The 25,388-nt window shown below is 54.7% G+C and carries 16 protein-coding genes; 10 read left to right on the forward strand and 6 right to left on the reverse strand.

Annotation, left to right across the window (positions count from 1 at the left end):
* Nucleotides 1–8: 8 nt before the first annotated feature.
* The 6 genes from bcsB to EOS98_RS01240 all read left to right on the forward strand — a co-directional run bounded on the left by bcsB (nt 9) and on the right by EOS98_RS01240 (nt 12,277).
* A complete protein-coding gene (bcsB, locus tag EOS98_RS01210) occupies nt 9–2,309 on the forward strand; it encodes a cellulose biosynthesis cyclic di-GMP-binding regulatory protein BcsB (RefSeq protein ID WP_126523765.1) in 2,301 nt (766 codons plus the stop codon).
* A gap of 3 nt (nt 2,310–2,312) precedes the next feature.
* A complete protein-coding gene (gene bcsZ / locus EOS98_RS01215; protein WP_079983942.1) occupies nt 2,313–3,422 on the forward strand; it encodes a cellulose synthase complex periplasmic endoglucanase BcsZ in 1,110 nt (369 codons plus the stop codon).
* Nucleotides 3,404–6,946 (forward strand): cellulose synthase complex outer membrane protein BcsC, encoded by a 3,543-nt coding sequence (gene bcsC / locus EOS98_RS01220; RefSeq protein ID WP_126523766.1) that lies wholly within the window; start codon nt 3,404–3,406, stop codon nt 6,944–6,946. The genes bcsZ and bcsC overlap by 19 nt, the downstream gene beginning before the upstream one ends.
* A 173-nt stretch (nt 6,947–7,119) precedes the next feature.
* A complete protein-coding gene (gene hmsP, locus EOS98_RS01230; RefSeq protein WP_023213317.1) occupies nt 7,120–9,126 on the forward strand; it encodes a biofilm formation regulator HmsP in 2,007 nt (668 codons plus the stop codon).
* A gap of 157 nt (nt 9,127–9,283) precedes the next feature.
* Entirely contained in the window at nt 9,284–10,570 is a 1,287-nt protein-coding gene (gene dctA / locus EOS98_RS01235) for a C4-dicarboxylate transporter DctC (protein WP_000858228.1), read from the forward strand.
* A gap of 219 nt (nt 10,571–10,789) precedes the next feature.
* A complete protein-coding gene (locus EOS98_RS01240) occupies nt 10,790–12,277 on the forward strand; it encodes a M16 family metallopeptidase (RefSeq protein ID WP_001163182.1) in 1,488 nt (495 codons plus the stop codon).
* 53 nt (nt 12,278–12,330) lie between these two features.
* Here EOS98_RS01240 and EOS98_RS01245 read toward each other — a convergent pair whose 3' ends face one another.
* Complete coding sequence (locus EOS98_RS01245) at nt 12,331–13,260, reverse strand: sugar kinase (RefSeq protein WP_000037575.1); 930 nt, start codon at nt 13,258–13,260, stop codon at nt 12,331–12,333.
* 228 nt (nt 13,261–13,488) lie between these two features.
* On the opposite strand from EOS98_RS01245, the gene pdeH reads away from it, so the two are divergent.
* Entirely contained in the window at nt 13,489–14,256 is a 768-nt protein-coding gene (gene pdeH, locus EOS98_RS01250) for a cyclic-guanylate-specific phosphodiesterase (protein WP_000595626.1), read from the forward strand.
* Between the two features lie 109 nt (nt 14,257–14,365).
* A complete protein-coding gene (locus EOS98_RS01255; RefSeq protein WP_023225078.1) occupies nt 14,366–16,426 on the forward strand; it encodes an AsmA family protein in 2,061 nt (686 codons plus the stop codon).
* Nucleotides 16,427–16,465: 39 nt separating this feature from the next.
* Here EOS98_RS01255 and EOS98_RS01260 read toward each other — a convergent pair whose 3' ends face one another.
* The 3 genes from EOS98_RS01260 to EOS98_RS01270 all read right to left on the reverse strand — a co-directional run bounded on the left by EOS98_RS01260 (nt 16,466) and on the right by EOS98_RS01270 (nt 20,139).
* Nucleotides 16,466–17,788: an MFS transporter gene (locus tag EOS98_RS01260; protein WP_001148981.1), complete on the reverse strand. Its 1,323-nt coding sequence runs from the start codon at nt 17,786–17,788 to the stop codon at nt 16,466–16,468.
* Nucleotides 17,789–18,138: 350 nt separating this feature from the next.
* The gene (yhjD, locus tag EOS98_RS01265; RefSeq protein ID WP_000191231.1) at nt 18,139–19,167 is read right to left on the reverse strand and encodes an inner membrane protein YhjD; all 1,029 of its coding nucleotides are present in this window, start codon (nt 19,165–19,167) and stop codon (nt 18,139–18,141) included.
* A 72-nt stretch (nt 19,168–19,239) separates the two neighbouring features.
* Nucleotides 19,240–20,139, reverse strand: coding sequence for a LysR family transcriptional regulator (locus tag EOS98_RS01270; RefSeq protein WP_000358046.1), 900 nt, complete (start codon nt 20,137–20,139; stop codon nt 19,240–19,242).
* A 630-nt stretch (nt 20,140–20,769) separates the two neighbouring features.
* On the opposite strand from EOS98_RS01270, the gene EOS98_RS01275 reads away from it, so the two are divergent.
* The gene (locus EOS98_RS01275) at nt 20,770–21,372 is read left to right on the forward strand and encodes a response regulator transcription factor (RefSeq protein ID WP_127821132.1); all 603 of its coding nucleotides are present in this window, start codon (nt 20,770–20,772) and stop codon (nt 21,370–21,372) included.
* Nucleotides 21,373–21,377: 5 nt separating this feature from the next.
* On the opposite strand, the gene EOS98_RS01280 is transcribed toward EOS98_RS01275, so the two are convergent.
* The gene (locus EOS98_RS01280; protein ID WP_001120251.1) at nt 21,378–21,734 is read right to left on the reverse strand and encodes a glycoside hydrolase family protein; all 357 of its coding nucleotides are present in this window, start codon (nt 21,732–21,734) and stop codon (nt 21,378–21,380) included.
* A 280-nt stretch (nt 21,735–22,014) separates the two neighbouring features.
* Between EOS98_RS01280 and EOS98_RS01285 the strand changes: the two genes are divergently transcribed.
* Nucleotides 22,015–23,604, forward strand: coding sequence for an STY4199 family HEPN domain-containing protein (locus EOS98_RS01285; protein ID WP_023212593.1), 1,590 nt, complete (start codon nt 22,015–22,017; stop codon nt 23,602–23,604).
* 12 nt (nt 23,605–23,616) lie between these two features.
* On the opposite strand, the gene EOS98_RS01290 is transcribed toward EOS98_RS01285, so the two are convergent.
* Nucleotides 23,617–25,266, reverse strand: coding sequence for an alpha,alpha-trehalase (locus EOS98_RS01290; RefSeq protein ID WP_000934254.1), 1,650 nt, complete (start codon nt 25,264–25,266; stop codon nt 23,617–23,619).
* Nucleotides 25,267–25,388 lie beyond the last annotated feature (122 nt).

The following is a 25,388-nucleotide window of genomic DNA, read 5'->3' on the forward strand; positions in this document are numbered from 1 at the left end:
ATAATGCGATGAAAAGAAAATTGTCCTGGATTTGTGCGGCGGTAATAGGATTAAGCGCGTTTCCTGCTTTCATGACGGCGGCGGCGCCTGCTACGCCGCCATTGATAAATGCTGAACCCACCGAGCCTGTGCAGTCGCCCGCAACTCAGGCGCCCGTCGTGGCGCAGACCGCGCCTTCGCGCGAGGTCAAGCTGACCTTTGCGCAAATCGCGCCGCCGCCGGGCAGTATGGCGCTGCGTGGCGTTAACCCTAACGGCGGCATTGAATTTGGTATGCGCAGCGATGAAGTGGCGTCAAAAGCGGTGCTGAATCTGGAATATACGCCCTCGCCGTCGCTCCTGCCGGTTCAGTCGCAGCTCAAGGTTTATCTCAATGATGAACTGATGGGCGTACTGCCGGTGACAAAAGAGCAGTTGGGGAAAAAGACGCTGGCGCAGGTACCTATCAATCCGCTATTTATCACCGACTTTAACCGGGTGCGGCTGGAGTTTGTCGGCCACTATCGCGACGTGTGTGAAAATCCGGCCAGCAGTACTCTGTGGTTAGACATCGGGCGAAATAGCGCCCTGGATCTGACCTATAACATGCTGGCGGTGAATAACGATCTGTCCCACTTCCCGGTGCCGTTTTTTGATCCGCGGGATAACCGTCCGGTGACGTTGCCGATAGTGTTTGCTGACATGCCGGATCTGGCGCAGCAGCAGGCGGCTTCTATTGTCGCGTCCTGGTTTGGCTCGCGGGCGGGCTGGCGCGGTCAGCGCTTCCCGGTGTTGTATAATCACCTGCCGGATCGCAATGCGATCGTGTTCGCCACCAACGATCGACGCCCCGATTTCCTGCGCGATCATCCTGCGGTTAACGCGCCGGTTATCGAGATGATGAGCCATCCGGATAATCCGTATGTGAAGTTGCTGATCGTGTTTGGTCGAGATGATAAAGACCTGTTGCAGGCGGCAAAAGGTATCGCGCAAGGGAATATTCTCTTCCGTGGTTCCAGCGTGGTGGTCAACGATGTAAAACCGCTGCTGGCGCGCAAACCGTATGATGCGCCGAACTGGGTGCGTACCGATCGCCCGGTCACTTTTGGCGAGCTGAAAACCTATGAAGAGCAGCTCCAGTCGAGTGGGCTGGAGCCGGCGCCCATCAACGTTTCTTTGAATCTGCCGCCGGACCTCTATTTGCTGCGTAGCAACGGTATTGATATGGATCTCAACTACCGTTATACCTCGCCGCCGACCAAAGACAGTTCACGGCTGGACATCAGTCTGAATAACCAGTTCCTGCAAGCCTTTAGCCTTAACAGCACGCAGGAAACTAATCGACTCCTGTTGCGCCTGCCGGTACTTCAGGGACTGCTGGATGGTAAAACGGATGTGTCTATTCCGGCGCTCAAACTGGGGGCGATGAACCAACTACGTTTTGACTTCCGCTACATGAATCCGATGCCGGGCGGGTCGGTGGACAACTGTATTACCTTCCAGCCGGTACCGAATCATGTGGTGATAGGGGATGACTCCACTATCGATTTTTCGAAATATTACCACTTTATCGCGATGCCGGATTTACGCGCGTTCGCCAATGCGGGTTTCCCGTTCAGCCGGATGGCCGACCTGTCTGACACGCTGGCGGTGATGCCGAAGACCCCAACCGAAGCGCAAATGGAAACGCTGCTGAATACGGTCGGCGCCATTGGCGGGCAGACCGGTTTCCCGGCAATTAATCTGACAATCACCGATGATAGCGCTCAGATAGCCGACAAAGACGCCGATCTGCTGATTATTGGCGCTATTCCGGGCAAGCTAAAAGACGATAAGCGTATCGATCTGTTGGTGCAGGCGACACAAAGCTGGGTAAAAACCCCGATGCGGCAGACCGCTTTCCCGTCGATTATGCCGGATGAGGCCGATCGCGCGGCGGATGCGCAGTCCACCGTCACCGCCAGCGGCCCGATGGCGGCGGTGGTGGGCTTCCAGTCGCCGTTTAATGATCAGCGCAGCGTGATTGCTCTGCTGGCTGACAGCCCGCGCGGCTACCAGTTACTGAACGACGCCGTGAACGACAGCGGTAAACGTGCCGCGATGTTTGGTTCCGTGGCGGTGATCCGCGAGTCCGGCGTTCACAGTCTGCGCGTTGGCGATATCTATTACGTCGGACATCTGCCGTGGTTTGAGCGGCTGTGGTATGCGCTGGCGAATCACCCGGTGCTGCTGGCGGTACTGGCGGCCCTCAGTGTGGTATTACTGGCGTGGGTATTGTGGCGTCTGCTACGTATTCTCAGTCGCCGTCGTCTCGACCCTGACCATGAGTAACGCATGATGACTATGCTGCGCGGATGGATAACGATGATCGTCATGCTGACGGCAATAAATGCGCAGGCGGCCTGTAGCTGGCCTGCGTGGGAACAGTTCAAGAAAGATTACATTAGCCAGCAGGGACGCGTTATCGATCCGGGCGATGCGCGAAAAATTACCACCTCCGAAGGGCAAAGCTACGCCATGTTCTTTGCCCTGGCGGCGAACGATCGACCGGCGTTCGCGCAACTGTTTAACTGGACGCAAAACAATCTGGCGCAGGGATCGCTGCGTGAACATCTGCCCGCCTGGCTGTGGGGGCAAAAAGATCCCGACACCTGGTCGGTGCTGGACAGCAACTCCGCGTCCGACGGCGATATCTGGATGGCATGGTCGCTGCTGGAGGCCGGTCGTCTGTGGAAAGAGACGCGTTATACCGAGGTGGGCACGGCGTTGCTAAAACGCATCGCTCGCGAAGAGGTCGTGAATGTGCCGGGGCTGGGCTCAATGCTGCTACCTGGCAAAATCGGCTTTGCCGAGGCGAATAGCTGGCGTTTTAACCCAAGCTATCTGCCGCCGCAGTTGGCGCAATACTTTAGCCGTTTTGGCGCGCCGTGGTCGACGTTACGGGAAACCAATTTGCGGCTTTTGCTGGAAACCGCGCCGAAAGGTTTCTCGCCGGACTGGGTGCGTTATGAAAGCAAGCAAGGCTGGCAGTTGAAAGCGGAAAAGACGCTGATCAGTAGCTACGATGCGATTCGCGTCTATTTATGGGCGGGAATGATGCATGATGGCGATCCGCAAAAAGCGCGTTTACTGGCGCGATTTAAACCGATGGCGACGTTAACGATGAAAAACGGCGTTCCACCGGAGAAAGTGGATGTCGTCAGCGGGAACGCGCAAGGGACGGGGCCGGTCGGGTTTTCCGCCGCTTTACTGCCTTTCCTGCAAAATCGCGACGCCCAGGCCGTGCAGCGACAGCGGGTCGCAGACCATTTTCCTGGCAGAGATGCCTATTACAACTATGTGCTGACTCTCTTTGGACAAGGCTGGGATCAGCACCGTTTTCGCTTCACCGTCAAAGGTGAATTATTACCTGACTGGGGCCAGGAATGCGTAAGTTCACGTTAAGTCTCATGCACGCTTTTTTGCCGGCTGGCGGTCGAAACGCCTTACCTGGCAAAAGGGGCGTTTCTCGGGCATTGTTGGGTTTATCGCTTGGTATGGCGCTAACACCGCTTGCCGGCGCAGCGACCTCCGCGCAGCAACAGTTGCTGGAGCAGGTTCGGCTGGGCGAGGCCACGCACCGTGAGGACTTAGTCCGTCAGTCGCTCTATCGCCTGGAGCTGATCGACCCCAATGATCCACAGGTTATCGCCGCCCGTTTCCGCTATCTGTTGCGCCAGGGGGACAGCGACGGGGCGCAGAAGCTACTTGACCGGCTGGCGCAACTGGCGCCGGAGTCGACGGCGTATCAATCTTCCCGCACCGCGATGCTGCTCTCCACGCCACAAGGACGTCAGTCTTTGCAGGAGGCGCGTTTACTGGCGACGACCGGCCATACTGAACAAGCGATCGCCAGCTACGACAAGCTGTTTAAAGGTTATCCGCCGGAGGGCGAACTGGCGGTCGAATACTGGACGACCGTGGCGAAATTGCCCGCCCGCCGTCACGAAGCGATTAACCAGCTACAGAAAATCAATGCCGTCAGTCCGGGTAATAACGCTCTGCAAAATGCGCTGGCGCAACTGTTGTTCGCCAGCGGGCGGCGCGATGAGGGATTTGCGGTGCTAAAACAGATGGCGAAATCCAGTACGGGACGCAGCGCGGCCTCCGCCATCTGGTACCAGCAGATAAAAGATCTCCCGGTGAGCGACGCCAGCGTAAAAGCGTTGCAAGACTATCTGACGCAGTTTAGCGAAGGCGATAGCGTGTCTGCCGCCCGCGCCCAGCTTAGCGAGCAGCAAAAACAGTTAGCCGATCCGGCGTTCCGCGCGCGCTCGCAGGGCATCGCGGCGGTTAATGCCGGAGAAGGCGGTAAGGCCATTGCGCAATTGCAGCAGGCGGTGAGCGCCCGGCAGGACGACAGCGAGGCGGTCGGCGCGCTGGGGCAGGCATACTCACAGCGTGGCGATCGCGCCCGCGCCGTCGCGCAGTTTGAAAAAGCGCTGGCGATGGCGCCGCACAGCAGCAGCCGCGATAAGTGGGAGAGTCTGCTGAAGGTCAATCGCTACTGGCTGTTAATTCAGCAGGGCGACGCGGCCTTAAAAGCGAATAATCTGGCCCAGGCGGAGCGTTTCTATCAGCAGGCGCGAGCAGTGGATAACACCGACAGCTACGCGGTGCTGGGGCTGGGGGATGTGGCGATGGCGCGCAAAGATAATGCCGCCGCCGAACGTTATTATCAGCAGACGCTGCGTATGGATAGCGGTAATACCAATGCTGTACGCGGGCTGGCGAATCTTTATAGCCAGCAGTCGCCGCAAAAAGCCGCCGCGTTTATCGCTTCTCTTTCCGCCAGCCAGCGGCGCAGTATCGACGATATCGAACGCAGTCTGGAAAATGACCGTCTGGCGCAGCAGGCGGAAACGCTGGAAAGCGAGGGCAAATGGGCGCAGGCCGCAGAACTGCACCGTCGTCGGCTGGCATTAGATCCGGGGAGCGTGTGGGTGACGTACCGACTGTCACGCGATCTGTGGCAGGCCGGGCAGCACGCCCAGGCCGATGCGCAAATGCGCGCTCTGGCGCAGCAGAAGCCAAACGATCCGGAACAGGTCTATGCTTATGGGCTTTATCTTTCCGGCAGCGATCGGGACCGGGCGGCGCTGGCGCATCTCAATACCCTGCCGACCAGCCAGTGGAACAGCAATATTCAGGAACTGGCGGGCCGATTGCAAAGTAACCAGGTGCTGGAAAGCGCTAACCGCTTGCGCGATAGCGGCAAAGAACGCGAAGCGGAAGCGTTGTTACGTCAGCAGCCGCCCTCTACGCGCATTGCGTTAACGTTGGCGGACTGGGCGCAGCAGCGTGGCGATAATGCGGCGGCCCGCGCCGCTTATGACGCCGTTCTGGCGCGGGAACCGGGTAATGTCGATGCCATGCTGGGGCGGGTGGAAATCGACATCGCACAGGGCGATAACGCCGCGGCGCGCGCTCAACTGGCGGCGCTGCCTGCGTCGCAAATCACCTCTATTAACATGCAGCGCCGCATCGCGCTGGCGCAGCTCCAGCTTGGCGATATCACGGCGGCGGCGCGGACCTTCAACCGCATTACGCCGCAGGCAAAAGCACAGCCGCCATCAATGGAAAGCGCGATGGTATTGCGTGACGCCGCCGCTTTTCAGGCGCAAACGGGCGAGCCGCAGCGGGCGTTGGAAACCTACAAAGAGGCAATGGTCGCCGCGGCGATTACGCCGGTTCGTCCCCTGGATAACGATACCTTTACCCGCCTGACGCGCAATGATGAAAAAGACGACTGGCTAAAACGCGGCGTGCGTAGCGATGCGGCGGAGTTGTACCGTCAGCAGGATCTCAATGTCACGTTGGCGCACGATTATTGGGGGGCGAGCGGGACTGGCGGTTACTCCGATCTGAAGGCGCATACCACGATGCTTCAGGTGGATGCGCCCTGGTCGGACGGACGGGCGTTCTTTCGTACTGATATGGTGAATATGGATGTTGGCCGTTTCTCTACGGATGCGGACGGAAAATACGATAATAACTGGGGTACCTGTACGCTGGAGAAATGCAGCGGACATCGTAGCCAGGCCGATACGGGCGCGAGCGTGGCGGTCGGCTGGCAGAATGAGACCTGGCGCTGGGATATCGGCACGACGCCGATGGGCTTTAATGTCGTTGATGTGGTCGGCGGCGTCAGCTATAGCGACGATATCGGGCCGTTGGGTTATACCCTGAACGCGCATCGTCGCCCGATCTCCAGCTCACTGCTGGCGTTTGGCGGGCAAAAGGACGCCAGCAGCAATACCGGCACCAAATGGGGCGGCGTGCGGGCCAACGGCGGCGGCATCAGTCTCAGCTATGATAAAGGCGAAGCAAACGGTGTCTGGGCGTCGCTCAGCGGCGACCAGTTGAGCGGTAAAAATGTGGAAGATAACTGGCGCGTGCGCTGGATGACCGGTTATTACTATAAGGTGATTAACGAGAATAACCGCCGCGTTACCGTCGGGCTGAATAACATGATCTGGCATTACGACAAAGATTTGAGCGGTTATTCACTGGGTCAGGGCGGTTATTATAGCCCGCAGGAATACCTGTCGTTTGCGGTGCCGGTGATGTGGCGGCAGCGTACGGAAAACTGGTCGTGGGAGCTGGGCGGCTCGGTATCCTGGTCGCACTCCCGCACCCGTACCATGCCGCGTTATCCGCTGATAAATTTGATCCCGGCGGATTATCAGGAGGATGCGCGTGACCAGACCAACGGCGGCGGCAGCAGCCAGGGATTTGGCTATACCGCGCGGGCGCTCATTGAACGTCGGGTCACTGCCAACTGGTTTGTGGGTACGGCTGTCGATATCCAGCAGGCGAAAGACTATACCCCCAGTCATCTGCTGCTGTATGTCCGTTATTCCGCGGCGGGCTGGCAGGGGGATATGGATTTACCGCCGCAGCCTCTGGTGCCTTACGCTGACTGGTAATTATTGCGTCAGGCCTACGAATTGACAGGCGTCGTAGGCCTGAGAAGCGCAGCGCCATCAGACGCTATCATTAACCGTTATTCAGAAAAGTCCTTTTCAGATACAGCCTCTCTTAATGCCGCTGCAATCGGGTATACTCAGGCGGCAGTCCGGGATATCCAGGGAGAGTCAATTTGCGCGTCAGCCGCTCGTTAACAATTAAACAGATGGCAATGGTTGCGGCCGTTGTCATGGTGTTTGTTTTTGTCTTTTGCACCGTTTTGTTGTTCCATCTGGTACAGCAGAACCGCTACAACACGGCTACGCAACTGGAAAGTATCGCGCGATCTGTTCGGGAACCTCTTTCTTCCGCGATTTTAAAAGCGGATCTCCCCGGCGCGGAAACCATTCTGGAAAGTATTAAACCTGCGGGCGTGGTGAGTCGCGCCGATGTGGTATTGCCGAATCAGTTCCAGGCGTTGCGTAAGCGCTTCATTCCTGAACGCCCCGTCCCGGTTATGGTGACGCGTCTCTTCGAACTGCCGGTACAAATTTCTTTACCGGTTTATTCGCTGGAGCGTCCCGCCAATCCGCAACCGCTGGCCTACCTTGTATTGCAGGCGGATTCGTACCGTATGTACAAGTTCGTCATGAGCGCGCTCTCTACGTTAGTGACCATTTACTTACTTTTATCGCTGATCCTGACGGTGGCCATCGCCTGGTGCGTAAACCGCCTGATTGTGCATCCGCTGCGCAAAATCGCCCGCGAGCTGAACGACATTCCGCAGCAGGAGCTGATCGGACATCAGCTGGCGTTGCCGCGTTTGCATCAGGATGATGAAATTGGAATGCTGGTGCGCAGCTATAACCTCAACCAGCAGCTTATGCAGCGTCAACGCGAGGAGCAAACGGACAACGCGATGCGTTTTCCGGTTTCCGAGCTGCCCAATAAAGCCTTTTTAATGGCGCTGCTGGAACAGGTTATCGCCCGCCAACAGACCACCGCGCTTATCATCGTGACGTGCGAAACGTTGCGTGACACGGCAGGCGTGCTGCAAGAAACGCAGCGGGAGATTCTATTACTGACGCTGGTTGAGAAGCTGAAGTCGGTGCTGGCGCCGCGCATGGTGCTTACGCAGGTCAGCGGGTATGACTTCGCCATTATCGCCCACGGCGTTAAAGAGCCGTGGCACGCCATCACATTAGGTCAGCAAATACTCACTATCATTAATGAACGACTGCCCATTCAGGGTATTCAACTGCGCCCAAGCTGCAGTATTGGCATTGCGATGTATTATGGCGATCTGACCGCCGAAGAGCTCTATGGTCGCGCCGTCTCCGCCGCCTTTACCGCGCGCCGAAAAGGTAAAAATCAGATCCAGTTCTTTGACCCGGCACAGATGGAGGCCGCTCAACAGCGCCTTACCGAAGAGAGCGATATCCTTACCGCGCTGGATAACCATCAGTTTGCCATTTGGCTGCAGCCGCAGGTCGAGATGCGCAGCGGCAACGTATTAAGCGCCGAAGCCTTATTACGTATGCAGCAGCCGGACGGTAGCTGGGAATTGCCGGAGGGGCTGATTGAGCGCATTGAATCCTGCGGCCTGATGGTCACGGTGGGCCATTGGGTGCTGGAAGAGTCCTGTCGCCAGCTTGCCGCCTGGCAGGAGCGCGGCGTGACATTGCCGCTCTCCGTCAATCTTTCCGCGTTACAGCTCATGCACCCTGGCATGGTGTCGGAGCTGCTGGAATTGTTAAACCGCTATCGTATTCAACCAGGTACGCTGATTCTTGAAGTCACTGAAAGCCGCCGTATCGACGATCCGCACGCTGCCGTCGCTATCTTACGTCCGTTACGTAATGCTGGCGTGCGTATCGCACTGGATGATTTTGGCATGGGTTACGCGGGGCTGCGCCAGTTACAGCATATGAAGTCGCTACCGGTCGATATCCTTAAAATTGATAAAATGTTTGTCGATGGGTTACCGGATGATCACAGCATGGTGACGGCGATTATCCTGATGGCCCGCAGTCTTAATTTACAATTGATTGCCGAGGGCGTGGAGAACGAGGCGCAACGCGCGTGGCTGGAACAGGCTGGAGTCAACGTGGCGCAAGGCTTCCTGTTTGCTCGGCCCGTTCCCGCGGATATCTTTGAAGAACGGTATCTGTCGCACGAAAATCCTGATTACAAAAGTTAAAAAAGGTCGCGCTTGTGCGAGCCAGCTCAAACTTTTTAACATTTTTGTTTCAATTATGATCCTGACGCATTTCTGTCATGTTGTGTGGGTGTTATTTTAAGGCCGCAGGTTACTCATAACCTTACAAGACCTGTGGTTTTTACTTCAAGGACACCCTATGAAAACCTCTCTGTTCAAAAGTCTTTATTTTCAGGTCCTGACAGCAATCGCCATTGGTATTCTCCTTGGCCATTACTATCCTGAACTAGGCGCACAAATGAAACCGCTTGGCGACGCGTTCGTTAAGCTCATTAAGATGATCATCGCTCCTGTCATTTTCTGTACTGTCGTGACGGGCATCGCAGGCATGGAAAGCATGAAGGCGGTGGGCCGTACCGGCGCGGTCGCGCTGCTTTACTTTGAAATTGTCAGTACGATTGCGCTGATTATCGGTCTTATCATCGTCAACGTTGTGCAGCCTGGCGCCGGGATGAACGTCGATCCGGCAACGCTGGATGCGCAGGCGGTGGCCGTTTATGCCGCACAAGCCAAGGAGCAGGGCATTATTGCCTTCCTGATGGATGTCATACCGGGCAGCGTGATCGGCGCGTTTGCCAGCGGCAACATTCTGCAGGTCTTACTGTTTGCGGTGTTGTTTGGTTTTGCGCTGCACCGTTTGGGCAGCAAAGGCCAGCTCATTTTCAATGTGATTGAGAGTTTTTCGCAGGTCATTTTCGGCATCATCAATATGATCATGCGCCTGGCGCCGATTGGCGCATTCGGCGCGATGGCCTTCACCATCGGTAAATACGGCGTCGGTTCTCTGGTGCAACTGGGGCAGCTCATTATCTGCTTCTATATCACCTGTATTCTCTTCGTGGTGGTGGTGCTGGGGACGATTGCACGGGTAACGGGCTTTAGCATTTTTAAATTTATTCGCTATATCCGGGAAGAATTACTCATTGTGCTCGGCACCTCCTCTTCCGAGTCAGCGTTGCCGCGTATGCTCGATAAGATGGAAAAACTGGGGTGCCGTAAATCGGTGGTGGGGCTGGTGATCCCGACGGGGTATTCGTTCAACCTTGATGGCACCTCTATCTACCTGACGATGGCGGCGGTGTTTATCGCCCAGGCGACCAACAGCCATATGGATATCTTCCACCAGATCACGTTGCTGGTCGTGCTGCTGCTCTCGTCAAAAGGCGCCGCGGGCGTGACCGGAAGCGGCTTTATTGTGCTGGCGGCCACTATCTCCGCCGTGGGCCATTTACCGGTTGCGGGACTGGCGTTAATCCTCGGTATTGACCGCTTTATGTCCGAAGCGCGCGCGCTGACTAACCTGGTGGGTAACGGCGTGGCGACGGTGGTGGTTGCCAAATGGGTGAAAGAGTTAGATCACCAAAAGCTGGACGATGTGCTTAATAATCGTGCGCCGGATGGCAAAACGCACGAAATTTCCTCCTAATCTCGCCACTTATGCCCGTAGTCCCTTCCAGGACTGCGGGTGTTTGCGCATAATTGACCCCTGCGCCCAAAGCATACAGCATGATGCTTAGGGATTATTTCACTTCTTCCGTGACATTTTTAGGTTCTCGCGGTCTAACACGAAGTGTTTTTACGTCATATTCAGGCATCCCTGCCGGGGCTGTCTTTTTATTACCAGGATTGTTGATCAGGGGTTCACATGCAGGGCACAAAAATTCGACTCTTAGCGGGCAGTCTGTTGATGTTGGCCTCTGCCGGCTATGTGCAGGCAGATGCGCTCCAGCCCGATCCGGCATGGCAACAGGGGACGCTGGCTAATGGGTTACAGTGGCAAGTGTTGGCTACGCCTCAGCGCCCCAGCGATCGTATTGAAGTTCGTCTCCAGGTTAATACCGGTTCGCTCACCGAAAGTACGCAACAGAGCGGGTTCAGCCATGCGATTCCCCGTATCGCGCTGACGCAAAGCGGTGGTCTGGATGCCGCACAGGCACGTTCTTTATGGCAGCAAGGGTTTGATCCGAAACGTCCCATGCCGCCCGTTATTGTTTCTTATGATTCCACGCTCTATAACCTCAGTTTACCCAATAACCGTAACGATCTGCTGAAAGAAGCGCTGACCTATCTGGCTAACGTCTCCGGTAAATTAACCATTACGCCAGAGACGGTGAATCATGCGTTAAGCAGCGAAGATATGGTTGCGACGTGGCCAGCAGATACTAAAGAGGGCTGGTGGCGTTATCGGCTGAAAGGGTCGGCGTTATTGGGGCACGATCCCGCGGAACCGTTAAAGCAGCCGGTAGACGCAGCCAAAATTCAGGCTTTCTATGAAAAATGGTACACCCCGGATGCCATGACGCTGATTGTTGTCGGCAACATTGATGCGCGCTCCGTCGCCGAGCAGATCAATAAAACGTTCGGTACGCTGAAAGGTAAACGCGAAACGCCCGCCCCGGTGCCGACGCTTTCGCCGCTGCGGGCGGAATCAGTGAGCATTATGACCGATGCGGTGCGCCAGGATCGTCTCTCCATTATGTGGGATACGCCGTGGCAACCGATTCGCGAGTCGGCGGCGCTGTTGCGCTACTGGCAGGCGGATCTGGCGCGCGAAGCGCTGTTCTGGCATATCCAGCAAGAGCTTACTAAAAATAACGCGAAAGATATTGGTCTGGGGTTTGACTGCCGGGTTCTGTTCCTGCGCGCGCAGTGCGCCATCAACATTGAATCACCTAATGATAAGCTCAATACCAATTTGAGCCTGGTGGCGAATGAACTGGCGAAAGTACGCGATAAAGGTTTGTCGGAAGAGGAGTTTACTGCTCTGGTGGCGCAGAAAAATCTCGAATTGCAAAAGCTGTTCGCGACCTACGCGCGTACCGATACTGACATTTTGACTGGACAGCGTATGCGCTCGCTGCAGAATCAGGTGGTGGATATCGCGCCGGAGCAGTATCAGAAGCTGCGTCAGAATTTCCTCAACAGCCTGACCGTCGATATGCTCAATCAGAATCTACGTCAGCAGCTATCGCAGGAGATGGCATTAATTTTGCTGCAACCGCAAGGCGAGCCGGAATTTAATATGAAGGCGTTAAAGGCTACGTGGGATGAAATCATGGTCCCGACAACTGCCGCCGCTGTTGAAGCAGATGAGGCGCATCCGGAAGTGACGGAGACACCGGCGGCACAGTAAGCTGCCGCCTGCCGGCCCGGTAAGCGCAGCGCCACCGGGCAAGAGCGAATGACTTACTGCGGCATCGCGTCGTGCGGAATAATGGCCCCACGGTACTGAATTACCGTGCTGGCCGTCAGGTGTCCGCGCTTCGCGGCATCCGTCGCGCTGCCGCCCGTCAAACGAACGGCCAGATAACCGGCGCTGAAGGAGTCGCCTGCGGCAGTGGTGTCTATCACTTTCTCTTTCGGCAGTTTCACTGCCGGAACGTCAATGAGCGCCTCGCCCTGAATCGAGACCAGGCAAGAGTCCGCCCCGCGTTTTACCACCACTTCCTGCACGCCTGCCGCATGGGTGCGGGCAATGACCTCTTCCACGGGTTGCTGACCCCATAGCGCGTCTTCATCGTCCAGTGTCAGGAAGGCGATATCAGTACATTCCAGCATCTTTTGATAGACCTGCTGCGTTTCTTCGCGACTTGTCCATAAACGCGGGCGATAGTTATTATCAAAAATAACTTTCCCGCCGTTGGCCCGACATTCACGCAATAAAGACAGCAGCTTATCACGGCTGGTCGGGCTTAAAATTGCGAGGCTAATGCCGCTCAGGTAGAGATAATCGAAGGTCGCCAGCGCCTCGCAGATAGCCGCTGACTGCTCGCTCTCCAGCCAGAATTTCGCTGCCGCTTCGTTACGCCAGTAGTAGAAGGTACGCTCGCCAGTGTCATCGGTTTCGATGTAATAGAGGCCTGGCAGGCGATTTTCCATCCGCTGCGTTAGCGAGGTATCCACATTTTCATGCTGCCACGCCTCCAGCATCTGTTGGCTGAAACTGTCGGTACCCAGCGCCGTCACATAGTGAACGGCCAGAGCGGCAGAATCGACCTGACGGGCAATATAAACGGAGGTATTCAGCGTGTCGCCGCCGAAGCCGCGCTGAACATCAGCGCCTTTCTGCGACAGCTCAATCATGCATTCGCCAATCACGGCAATCTTTTTAGACATAGTCGTGAACCTGATCTGTAAAAATTAGCGTTAGTGTGCGCTGTGGATGTTTAGTGGTCAATAATATTAAAACATCGGTCCATTATTTTTTTGAGCAAGTGCGTATTTTTGACAAGTTTCGGGGTCTGTTTTTATTTTGCCAGGGACCGAGGGTAAAGTTCTCTGCCTGAACGCCGATAACCTTTGACGAGTCCGGACAGTCACACTCCCATTAACAGGACAACTGAGATGATAAAGCAGGTTATCCAGCAGCTACGCGTTCCTGATGCAGGTATAGAGAATTTGCAGGAACGGCGCTATTGGCTGCAATGCGAGCGTGCCTATACTTACCAGCCGATATACCAGACGGATGGCCGTCTGATGGCGGTTGAACTTCTCACTGTCGTCACCCATCCTGATAACCCTTCCAGACGTATTGCCCCGGATCGTTATTTCGCGGAGTTAGCGGTTCGACACCGCATTGACGTAGTGAAAGAACAACTTCATCAGCTTGAACAAAAAGCGGATTTTTTCACTCGCCATCACTTATTGGCATCGGTCAATGTCGACGGCCCTACGCTGATTGCCATGCGACGACAGCCGGACATTCTGGCAGCGATGGAGCGCTTACCCTGGCTGCGTTTCGAACTGGTGGAACATATTCGTTTGCCGAAAGACTCCTCTTTCGCCTCGATGTGTGAGTTCGGCCCGCTGTGGCTGGATGATTTTGGTACTGGTATGGCCAATTTTTCAGCGCTGAGCGAAGTGCGTTATGACTACATTAAAGTGGCGCGAGAGCTGTTCGTCATGCTGCGTCAGTCCCCGGAGGGACGCAACCTGTTCACTCTGCTGCTGCAACTGATGAACCGCTACTGCCGCGGCGTTATTGTCGAGGGCGTGGAGACGCTGGAAGAGTGGCGTGATGTGCAGCGTTCGCCCGCCTTTGCTGCCCAGGGCTATTTTCTTTCTCGACCCGTGCCGCTGATATCGCTCGAAGAGGTGATTCTGACCCTGTAACGCCAGACTGTTCCCGTAATACGTGGTATTACGAGGCGCGGTCATCCTCCTTTTTCGTCTGGCTGAACTATCTTTAGGACAGGCAAGGGAAGAAGTGAGGAAATAACACATGACTAAAGCAGGCAAAATAACCGCCGCCATCACAGGGACTTTCTTGTTGTTGATCGTCATAGTGATTTTGTTGATCGCAACATTTGACTGGAACCGCCTCAAACCGACCATCAACCAGAAAGTCTCTACCGAATTGAACCGGCCTTTCGCTATTCGCGGCGATTTAGGCGTGGTGTGGGAACGCCAAAAACAGGAGACCGGCTGGCGAAGCTGGGTACCGTGGCCGCATGTTCACGCGGAAGACGTCATTCTCGGCAATCCGCCGGATATTCCGGAAGTCACGATGGTGCATTTGCCACGCGTTGAGGCGACGCTTGCCCCGCTGGCGCTCCTGACCAAAACCGTCTGGCTGCCGTGGATCAAACTGGTGAAACCCGACGCGCGTCTTATTCGTCTGTCCGAGAAAACCAATAACTGGACCTTTAACCTCGCGCAAGACAAGAATACGGACCCCAATGCTAAACCTTCCGCCTGGTCCTTCCGGCTGGATAATATTCTCTTCGACCAGGGGCGAATCGCGATCGATGATAAGGTCAGTAAAGCGGATATCACTATTCTGGTCGATCCGTTAGGCAAACCGTTGCCGTTCAGCGAAGTGACGGGAACGAAAGGCAAAGCAGACAAATCCACCGTGGGCGACTATGTCTTCGGCCTGAAGGCGCAGGGGCGTTATAACGGGGAACCGTTGACCGGTACGGGGAAAATAGGCGGTATGCTGGCGCTACGTAGCGAAAGTACGCCTTTTCCTGTGCAGGCCGATTTCCGCTCTGGTAATACGCGGGTGGCTTTTAGCGGCGTGGTGAACGAACCGATGAAAATGGGCGGCGTCGATCTGCGGCTTAAATTCTCTGGCGATTCACTGGGCGATTTATATGATTTAACCGGCGTGCTGCTGCCGGATACGCCGCCGTTTGAGACCGATGGGCGATTGGTGGCGAAAATTGACGCCGAAAAGTCATCGGTATTTGATTATCGCGGTTTTAATGGGCGCATTGGCGACAGTGATATCCACGGCTCCCTCACTTATACCACCGGTAAACCGCGCCCTAAACTGGAAGGCGATGTCGAATCGCGCCAGTTACGACTGGCCGATCTTGGGCCGCTGATTGGCGTGGATTCCGGGAAAGACGCTGAGCAGTCGAAACGGTCTGAACAGCGCAAAGGCGAGAAGAATGTTCAGCCGGCGGATAAAGTGTTGCCTTACGATCGCTTTGAAACCGACAAATGGGACGTTATGGACGCCGATGTCCGGTTTAAAGGCCGGCGTATTGAGCATGGCGGCAGTCTACCGATTAGCGATCTTTCGACCCATATCATCCTGAAAAACGCCGACTTACGTCTACAGCCGCTGAAGTTTGGTCTGGCAGGCGGCAGTATTGTCTCCAACATCCATCTGGAAGGGGATAAAAAACCAATGCAGGGGCGGGCGGATATACAGGCGCGTCGGCTGAAGCTTAAAGAACTGATGCCGGATGTGGAGCTGATGCAGAAAACGCTGGGCGAGCTGAACGGCGATGCGGATATTCGCGGGACGGGCAACTCGGTCGCCGCGCTGCTTGGCAACAGTAACGGCAATCTGAAATTATTGATGAATGATGGATTGATTAGCCGCAACCTGATGGAAATCGTGGGGCTGAACGTCGGCAACTATATTGTCGGGCAGATTTTTGGCGATGACGAAGTGCGGGTTAACTGCGCGGCGGCGAATCTCAATATTGCGAACGGCGTGGCGCGACCGCAAATTTTTGCTTTTGATACAGAAAATGCGTTGATTAACGTGACCGGTACGGCGAGCTTCGCCTCTGAACAGCTCGATTTAACCATTGATCCGGAAAGTAAGGGGATTCGTATTATTACGCTGCGATCGCCGCTGTACGTGCGCGGGACATTTAAAAATCCGCAGGCGGGCGTCAAGCCCGGCCCGCTGATTGCGCGCGGCGCGGTTGCGGCAGCGCTGGCGACGTTGGTAACGCCCGCCGCCGCGCTATTGGCGCTCATTTCGCCCTCTGAAGGCGAAGCCAATCAGTGCCGGACGATTTTAACGCAGATGAAGCAGTAACGTGAAACGTAGCGCCGGATGATGCCATCCGGCGCCCTATTACAACGCCTGATGACGCGTCTCATGGGTTAATAGCAGTGCAATCAGCGTCAGCGCCGCCATTGACGCCAGGTAAACCCCTACCGCCGCCAGCCCGTAGTGGCTTTGCAGCCATGCGGCAATATACGGCGCGACGGAAGCGCCCAGAATCGATGACACATTGTAGGAAAACGATGCGCCGGTATAGCGCACTTCCGTCGGAAATAGCTCCGGCAGCAGCGCTCCCATTGGGCCGAAGGTCAGCCCCATCAGGCTCAGGCCTAACAACAGGAACACGAATACCAGCGCTGGATTGCCTGAACCCAGCAGCGGGGTAAAGGCGAACAACGCGAAGAGAATGATGAGCGTGGTAATGATGACCATGCTTTTCCGACGACCAAATGCGTCCGCCAGCAGGCCGGCGACGGGCACCATCACGCCGAAACCAATCACCGCCATCATCAGCATCCACAGTATTTCATTGCGCGGCAAGCCAAGCCCCACCGGCGCGGCGGCCGTGCTGTAAGTCATGGAATAGACGGTCATGATATAGAACAGCGTGTAGGTCGCCAGCATGATAAACGTGCCGAGAATGGTTACGCGGACATGCTTCGTCAGCAACGTGCCCAGCGGTATTTTTACCTGTTTTTTCGCTGCGGCGACTTTCGCAAACACCGGCGTTTCATGCAGCGACACGCGCACATACAGGCCGATAATCACCAGCACCGCCGAGAAGATAAACGGCACGCGCCAGCCCCAGCTCATAAACTGCTCGTCGGTCAGCAGCCAGGAGAGCAACAGGAAGGTGCCATTGGCAAAGAAGAAGCCGATCGGCGCGCCCAACTGCGGGAAGGAGCCATACAGCGCGCGTTTGCGCGGCGGCGCATTCTCCGTCGCTAATAACGCCGCGCCGCCCCATTCGCCGCCCAGCCCCAGTCCCTGACCGAAACGCGCCAGCGCCAGCAGCAGCGGCGCGAAAATACCTATCGTCGCGTAGCCCGGTAACAGACCGATAATGACCGTGGAGATCCCCATCGTCAGCAGCGAAGCCACCAGCGTGACTTTGCGGCCTACCCGGTCGCCGAAGTGGCCGAATAGCGCAGAGCCAATCGGACGCGCCACAAACGCGATAGCGAAGGTGGCGAGCGATTGTAGCGTTGCCGCAGTGGGATCGCCCTGGGGGAAGAAGATAAGGGGGAACACGATCACCGCAGCGGTGGCGTAAATATAGAAGTCGAAGAACTCAATCGCGGTGCCGATAAGCGAGGCAATAACGACTTTATTGCGTGAGTTTACCGGAACATGTTCCTGCTCATGGTCGAGTGTTGTGGCGGTTGCTTGCATACTATTTTCTTATTTTTAGCGAACGAATAGCCATATTACGCACAGCAAAAGTTATATTTCAATGTGTAACAAAAGCCAAAAATGGTCAAAAAAAGCGCAAAAAGGGGATAATGTTTAAGCCAGCCATTTTGCGTCTATGAAATGCTTCACATAATTTTAGAATTGGTGGATAAAACTGGTTTCGGGTTAAATAAAAGTTAATTACTGGATTTATATGCTGAAACAATGAGATGAGGCGGAAGGACGTGCCTGATTGTACCGCCGGGTACGCTTTGCTTGCCCGGCCTGGATCTACACATCAGTAGGCCGAATGACGACGCCGTGCGTGCCATTCGGCAGCAAGCCGCAGACTAGCGTTGCGTTTTACCCGGCATTCGCGGGTCGTCCTTGTATTCGGCGGTGGCTATCCAGGCCGCGCAGAATAACGTCAGGCGGGCAAAAAAGTAGAAGAATGCCATCAGACCGAGTACGGAGCCAAACGCCGCGCCGGAAGGCGATTTCACCAGTGACGGCAGCGTATAGGTCATAATGATTTTAATCACCTCAAAACCGATAGCGGCGATAAATGTCCCGCGAATCAACGCTTTTTTACGGGGACGATGGCGAGGCAGTCGCCAGAAAATCCAGAAAAAAAGTAGATAGTTGGCAAAAATAGAGATGGCCAGACCGATCAAATGCCAGGCCGGTTTTAACCATTCGATGCTGTCGAGATACAAGGCGGAGATGATCATCTGCTGGGCGGAACCGGCGATGGAAGTAATGGACAGCGTAATGATTAAAGCGATTAATAATCCAATCAGCGAGATAAAATCGCGCAGATATTTGAGCCAGATTTTCTCCTGATCCTGCGGCTTGCGCTCCCAGACGTCCCGTGACTGGGCGCGAATCGCTTCCCGCAGGTTGCCCATCCAGTTAACGCCGGAATAGAGCGCGATACCCAGTCCGACCAGCCCTACCGTGGTACGCTGTTGAACCGCCGTATTAATCGTATTTTTAAGCGTGGACGCCAGCGTAGGATCGCTCACATTCATCAATATCTTGCTGAAAATATCTTCCAGTAGATTAGGGTGCGAGGCGAGGATAAAACCTGCCGCGGCAAAGGACACCATCATTATCGGGATCATCGACAGAAACGAAAAGTAGGTGATAGCCGCGCCAAACTGATTACCCAGTCGATCATTAAAACGTTCGGTCGCGCGAATGAGGTGGGCCACCATCGGTTGACGCTGAATTTTTTGCATCAGGGTGGTGACGGAATGCAACGCCTGATTTGCCTTTTCGTTTTTTTCCGGGGCGTCATGCGGCTGCGTTTCTATTTTTTGTATCGGGTCGTGCTCCAGTTCCTGAATAGGGCGTTTTACGTCATTTTCCTGCGTCATCAGGTCGGTAGTCCTTCATCATTAATAGAATATGTCAGTATAGCTTCTCCCCGGTGGATGCTGAAAATGCGGCTACTCTGCGGCCTCTTTAATGGTTTCAGTCAGCCATACCATAAACAGGTGTACCCGGCGGGAAAGATTACGGCGATGGGGATAATGCAGCGTCACCGGCAGTGGAGCGGCGCGATATTGCGGTAAAATTTCAATGAGCGTTCCGGCGCGTAACGCCTCCCGTACAGCAATGCGCGGCGTCTGAATGATCCCTAATCCTGCCAGACAGGCCGTATGCCAGGTCTCCGTACTGTTTACCGTTAGCATTCCGCCGGTTTTTACCCACTGCATACCGTGGGGAGTTTCAAAGGCAAAACCCGGTGAAGAGACTCCCGGGGTCAATGAATAATGCACCACCGCATGTGAGGCGAGATCGTCAAGGTTTTCCGGATACCCAAAGCGCGCTAGGTATTGTGGGCTGGCGCAGTTCACCCTTCTTAGTTTGCCAAGCGGGCGCGTCAGTATCCCTGGCGCATGTAGCGGCTCTGTGCGCACCACGCAGTCGAAATCTTCCCGTAGTAAATCGACCTGTCGATCGCTACTACAAAGTTCCAGCGCAATGCCGGGATACTGATGCAAAAAAGTGGGCAGGCGCGGCATGATGAGGCTGTTTGCGAGACATGGCGGTATATCTACCCGTATTTTGCCACTGATACTGGCGGGATCAGGCTGGAAAAGACCCTCCAGTTCATCCAGGTTACTCAACAGATCTTTTGCCCGTTCGTAGTAAACCATTCCGTCCTGAGTAAGCTGTACCCGCCGGGTGGTGCGGTGGAGCAGGCGGATGCCCAGTTGATGTTCTAACGCTTGTATTTGCCGTGAGACGCTGCCTTTGGGAAGGCCGATATCCTCTGCTGCACGGGAAAAACTTTCCCGTTCCGCCACGCGTACAAACAATTTCATTGCATATATTTTATCCATCATCAGGCTCTATTATTGTTCTTATTGAAACAGTGACGCTGAAGCGGCTGGTTTTATTGATTTTCTAGCACCTAATAAGCCCTTTCGCAATCATTGCTCGCGTGACGAATACGTCTGATCGCGTTGCGCGGCGGATTTATCGCCTTCCGGCCAGGCATTTTAGCGCCAAAAAGCCGATAAACGGGACGAGAGCGGTAAAACACGCTGATAGCCGCGAGTGTAGTGGGAGAGAGAAATGCATGTACATATACGGTATTGTCATTGACCCATCGTCGCGGTTTTCAGGCGGATTGGCTATTTTTTAACAAAATGTGCTACTTTATTTTTTGTAACACATCAGGCGAAAAGCAGATATTTCCTTTGTGACGCGCCAGGCGTACTCTTCATTAAATTAATATTCAAATTAGCCTTGACTGTTCACGCTAATAAGATATTCCTTACTTTAAAAGGCTAATTTTAGCGAATTCTGTAATCCCGATGTTGAAGCTGTAAATATTCATAACCTTTCCCTTCCTCAACCAATGACTATCGGTAAAATGGCCTATACCAAATGGCGACTTCTTATTTTACCCTACGGGTAATACCCTTCCTCATCTTGAGACTATTATCTTACCCAGGTGGAGAAAAGTAATGCAGGTAATCATGTTTGACAGGCAGTCAATATTTATTCATGGAATGAAAATCAGTTTGCAGCAGCACATTCCAGGAATAAGTATCCAGAGTGTCGGTCAGGCAGAAGAACTCTGGCAAAAAATAGAAAGCGTGCCGGATGCGCTGGTCATGCTGGATAGCGGCCTGGATGCTGAATTTTGCCGCGAGGTGCTACAAAGAATCGCGCAGCAATTTCCGGAGGTGAAGATTATTATCACGGCGATGGATGGCAGTCAAAAGTGGCTGCATGAAGTCATGCAATTTAACGTTCAGGCCGTGGTGCCACGCGATTCTGATGCCGAAACCTTTGTCCTTGCGCTCAATGCTGTCGCTCGCGGGATGATGTTTTTACCGGGGGATTGGTTAAATTCAACGGAGCTGGAGTCCCGTGATATAAAAGCGTTAAGCGCCCGCCAGCGGGAAATTTTACAGATGCTTGCCGCAGGAGAATCAAATAAACAAATTGGGCGGGCGTTAAATATTAGTACCGGGACGGTTAAAGCGCATCTGGAGTCGCTTTACCGGCGGCTGGATGTAAAAAATCGTACCCAGGCCGCCATGATGTTAAATGAATCGAATTAACGACGTTAAATTCGCAGTCCGCTTATTTCTGGCTGTGAAATATCACCCGTATTGATTAATGATAAAAAACGCTGATGTCCGATGCTGAACATCAGCGCAATAAGCGTTTCGCGTTGAAACCGATCATTAAGTTCCGGCAAACAATTCTGTAGCAGCATATCGCAGCTATTGAGGTCATCCAGCAAGAATGCCTCCGCCTGGTCGGGCGTAATGAATGTCAGCGTCTCATCCGGCGTCAACATATGCCCGTAACCAATCACCCAGTTACCCTGCCGATCGCGATACTTTTCCAGCGACAGACCCTGCCACTGTTTAATAAACGCGATGCAGGCGGAGCTAAAGCGAGATGAAATGTGCGGCATGGCATCTTTCTCATAAAAAGCGCGATTATAAAGTGTGCTGCACGCGTGGCTAGCGGTCAGACGGCCAAACGCAGGCAGGGAAAAGGTCTATGCCGTTCAGCGTCACGCCGCGTTGACAGAATGAAAAACTGATGTTTTTGGTTAGTAACCGATCTTCTTATAAATTTGCAATCATTAAGATTAAGTCACTGAAATGTGGCTAAATCTGTTATATCTATGAAAAAACATAATTAAAAGAAAACGAAGATCTCGTCGCGGGATCGTCTTTTTAGGGAAGATAATGACGAATAGCGCTTCGCAGGCGACACGCGCGCCTTTTGAACATAGCCTGGGGATTATCCGCCAGGCATCAATAGAAATCCTGCTGCTGCTGGGTATTCATACCACAGAGGGAAAAGAGCCCCGGTGGTTCATGGAACAACTTGAGCAGGCGCGTCTTAACCTGGGCGGTTGGGGCGCGGTGGCGAAAAAATTGCGGATAAATGACGCGCAGTTGAGCCAGTTTATGCTGCAACTGCGTCACCTTCAGCAGCATGTTCCCCAGTATGACAGCGGGCAAGAGGTGAGCGAAAATCAACTCCTTGCCGCGTTGCGTTTTGTCACCTCGCTGGAACATCTACGTCAGCAGCAGCCGCTACTGACGTATCAAACTGAGCTGGAAGAACCCGACCAGGAGGCGCATCTTGAGGCGCAGCGTCAGCTTCGGGCGATAGAACTGACGTTAAAAGCGCTTATTGCGCGCGCATGGCCGGATCGGGCGTCGCTGAATCACTACCTCAAGCAACATTTTGGCCCGGACCGTTTGCGCCAGTGGTTAAAACAGGGAGAAGATCAACATGCGCTGGAAGGCATGTTGTTCAGCGAACTGGCGCTTATGGTGGTCGATAAAAAATTATTTGCCCGTCATTACGTCAGAATTTTTAATGACGCCTCAGCGTTAACGCTGTTCGCCGAGTCGCGCACCACCCTGCGTATGTTTCTGGATGATTGCCGCCTCGCGCGAAACGAGGTTATCGCCAGGCAGCCGCTCACCTCAGCGCAGCTTATGCTGCTAAACGTTCAGTATCAGCAAATCGTTCGGCCCATCCAGCGCGCCTATGCCGAAAAACGTACTCGCGTGAATCCCGCTTCGTTTCTGCTGGCGGATGAACGTGAATTGCGCCAGTTCTGGGAAACCGCGCGGCTTAAAGATCGGCAGGCCGGGGGAGATAAGCATGAGATTAGCGAGAGCATAGAACCACCGCGTAAGCGGCCTCCGCGTACGCCTGAAGAGCGTGAGCAACTTATTTCCGGCACTTTGTGGGCCGGGGTTGGCGTCATGACGCTGGCGATACTGGCGGGCGCGTTCTGGCTATTTAGTTCGCCGTCGCCAGGCTCCGATAACGGGCAAGCTCCCGCAATGGCGCAGGATGAACCGCCGCGCGAGGCGCCTTCCGCGCGGGAAACGCTCAATCATATGGGGATTACCTGGGATGCGTTTACCATGCGGGCGGCGATAGAGCGCAATGATACGCGGGTGACGGCGCTGTTCCTCCAGGGCGGAATGAACTGGCAGCTCGCGTGGACGGAGCAGGCGTTTGCGGCAGGACATACCGAGGTGCTGCAACTGTTGTTGCGTTATCCCGCGCTGATGGATGAGGTCAAACCCTGCCGACGATTTATCACAACGTTAAGTCATGACATGTCGAGCGGCGCGCCGCTGACCGCGATGCATAAAACCTATTTGCAAACGTTTTGCACCGTTCCGGCTGTTGTGACGCGCCAGCAGCACGATACGGAGCAGGCCCGATTGCGCGCTCAGGCCCGGCCCAGCGCAGACAATAAAAAATGGCTGAAAATTCAGTCAGCCATTTATGATGCGATTCACTGAGGCCGGAGCAGGTTAAGGCTCTCCGTAAAGGCCAATCAGGCGGCGCACCACGCCATTGGTCCAGCCGAACCCGTCCTGTAGCGGATACTCGCCCCCGCCGCCTTCGCGGGGCGTACCGCCGGAAATATGGTATTTCTCGATCAGTTTATGGTGCTCCTGATAAAAATGGTTCACCGTTTTTAACCAGTTATGGGCGATTTCATCGCCCAGCATATCGTCGCCATACAGTTTGAAGCCTTGAATCGCCATCCATTGCAGCGGTGCCCAGCCGTTCGGTTTATCCCACTGTTCGCCGGTTTCGTATTCGGTCGCCATAATCCCGCCGGGCGTTAACAGACGGCTGCGTACCACATTTGCCAGACGGTCGGCCTGCTCGTGGTTCGCCATACCGACATACAGCGGCACGATACTGGCAGCGGAAAAGAGCGCCATTTCTTCGCGTCGCCAGTCATAGTCCCGATAACAGCCGTTTTCATCATCCCACAGATAATGGTTCACGGCGGCGCGTCGGTCGCTGGCTTTCTGGCGAAATAGCGCCTCGGTGTCACGTTCGCCTTTCAGTGCTGAAATATTGGCGATAGCGCTCTCCAGTTTATACAGAAAAGCGTTCAAATCGATAGGGATAAACTGGGTCGTACGTATGCTGGCAAGCCGGCCCGCATCGCGTAGCCAGCGTGAAGAATAGTCCCAGCCGGACGCCGCCCCGGCGCGCAAATCCCGGTAGACTTCATTGGGCGGACGACCGGAATGTTTTGCGGTTTCGACATCTTCCAGCCAGGACTCGTCGCGCGGCGTGTCGCGATCGTCCCAGTAGCGGTTCAGCAGGGAACCGTCCGGCATCCGCACAACGTGGCGATAAGCCTGGTTGAGCGCCAGCGATTCGGCGCCGTCCATCCAGAAGGCGTATTCCATTTTGAGATGGTCGAGATAACGCCGCGCGCCGCGTACGCCATCTTCTTCGAACAGTTCAACCATCAGGGCGAAAACCGGCGGCTGCGAACGGCTCAGATAATAGGTCCGGTTGCCGTTGGGAATATGGCCATAGTTTTCAATCATCCAGGCGAAATTATCCGCCATACATTTAAGTAAATCTTCGCGCCCGCTTTCCGCCAGACCCAGCATGGTAAAATAAGAGTCCCAATAATAGGTTTCGCTAAAGCGGCCTCCCGGCACGATATAGGATTGCGGCAGCGCCAGCAGCGAAGACCACGGAATATGATCCTGCGGTTCGCGCGTCAGTATCGGCCAAAGCTGGTCAATATGTTCTTTGAGCGAGTTTTCGGGGTTAGAGACATACTCGCTGGATAAGGTTTCCGGTAGCCAGAAATGGTTCTCGACGAAACGGCGTAAGTCAAAATCACGGTGGCGTCTGACCTTACGGTAGCGGATCAGGATATCAAGCGGGTCCATCTTCGGCGCGCAGTCCGGGAACGTTTTACTGTCTGGAAACAGTTTTGTTGACTGTACATGCTCGAACAGTTCGAGATACCGATCGGCAGGGGTCAGGGCGTCAGAGGCGGGAAGCCCCTCGATCATCTCCGGCTCCGGTTCCGCCTCGATCATTTCATCCAGCTTTAACTCGCACGGGTCTGTTTCATAAAGCAGATCGACATCAATAGTCAGATCTTCAGAAGGCGTGGGGTTTAATTTCTGGTTGAGCATAATGACAAGGACCTCCGGCTTGCGTCGTAAAAGATACGGGTGTTGCCCGGCTGTCTATTAAGCGTAGACATTCGCTTCGATACCTGAGTGGCAAAGTGTGCGATAGATCACATTTTGCAATT

Source organism: Salmonella sp. SSDFZ69 (assembly GCF_004010755.1).
GTDB lineage: Bacteria > Pseudomonadota > Gammaproteobacteria > Enterobacterales > Enterobacteriaceae > Salmonella > Salmonella enterica.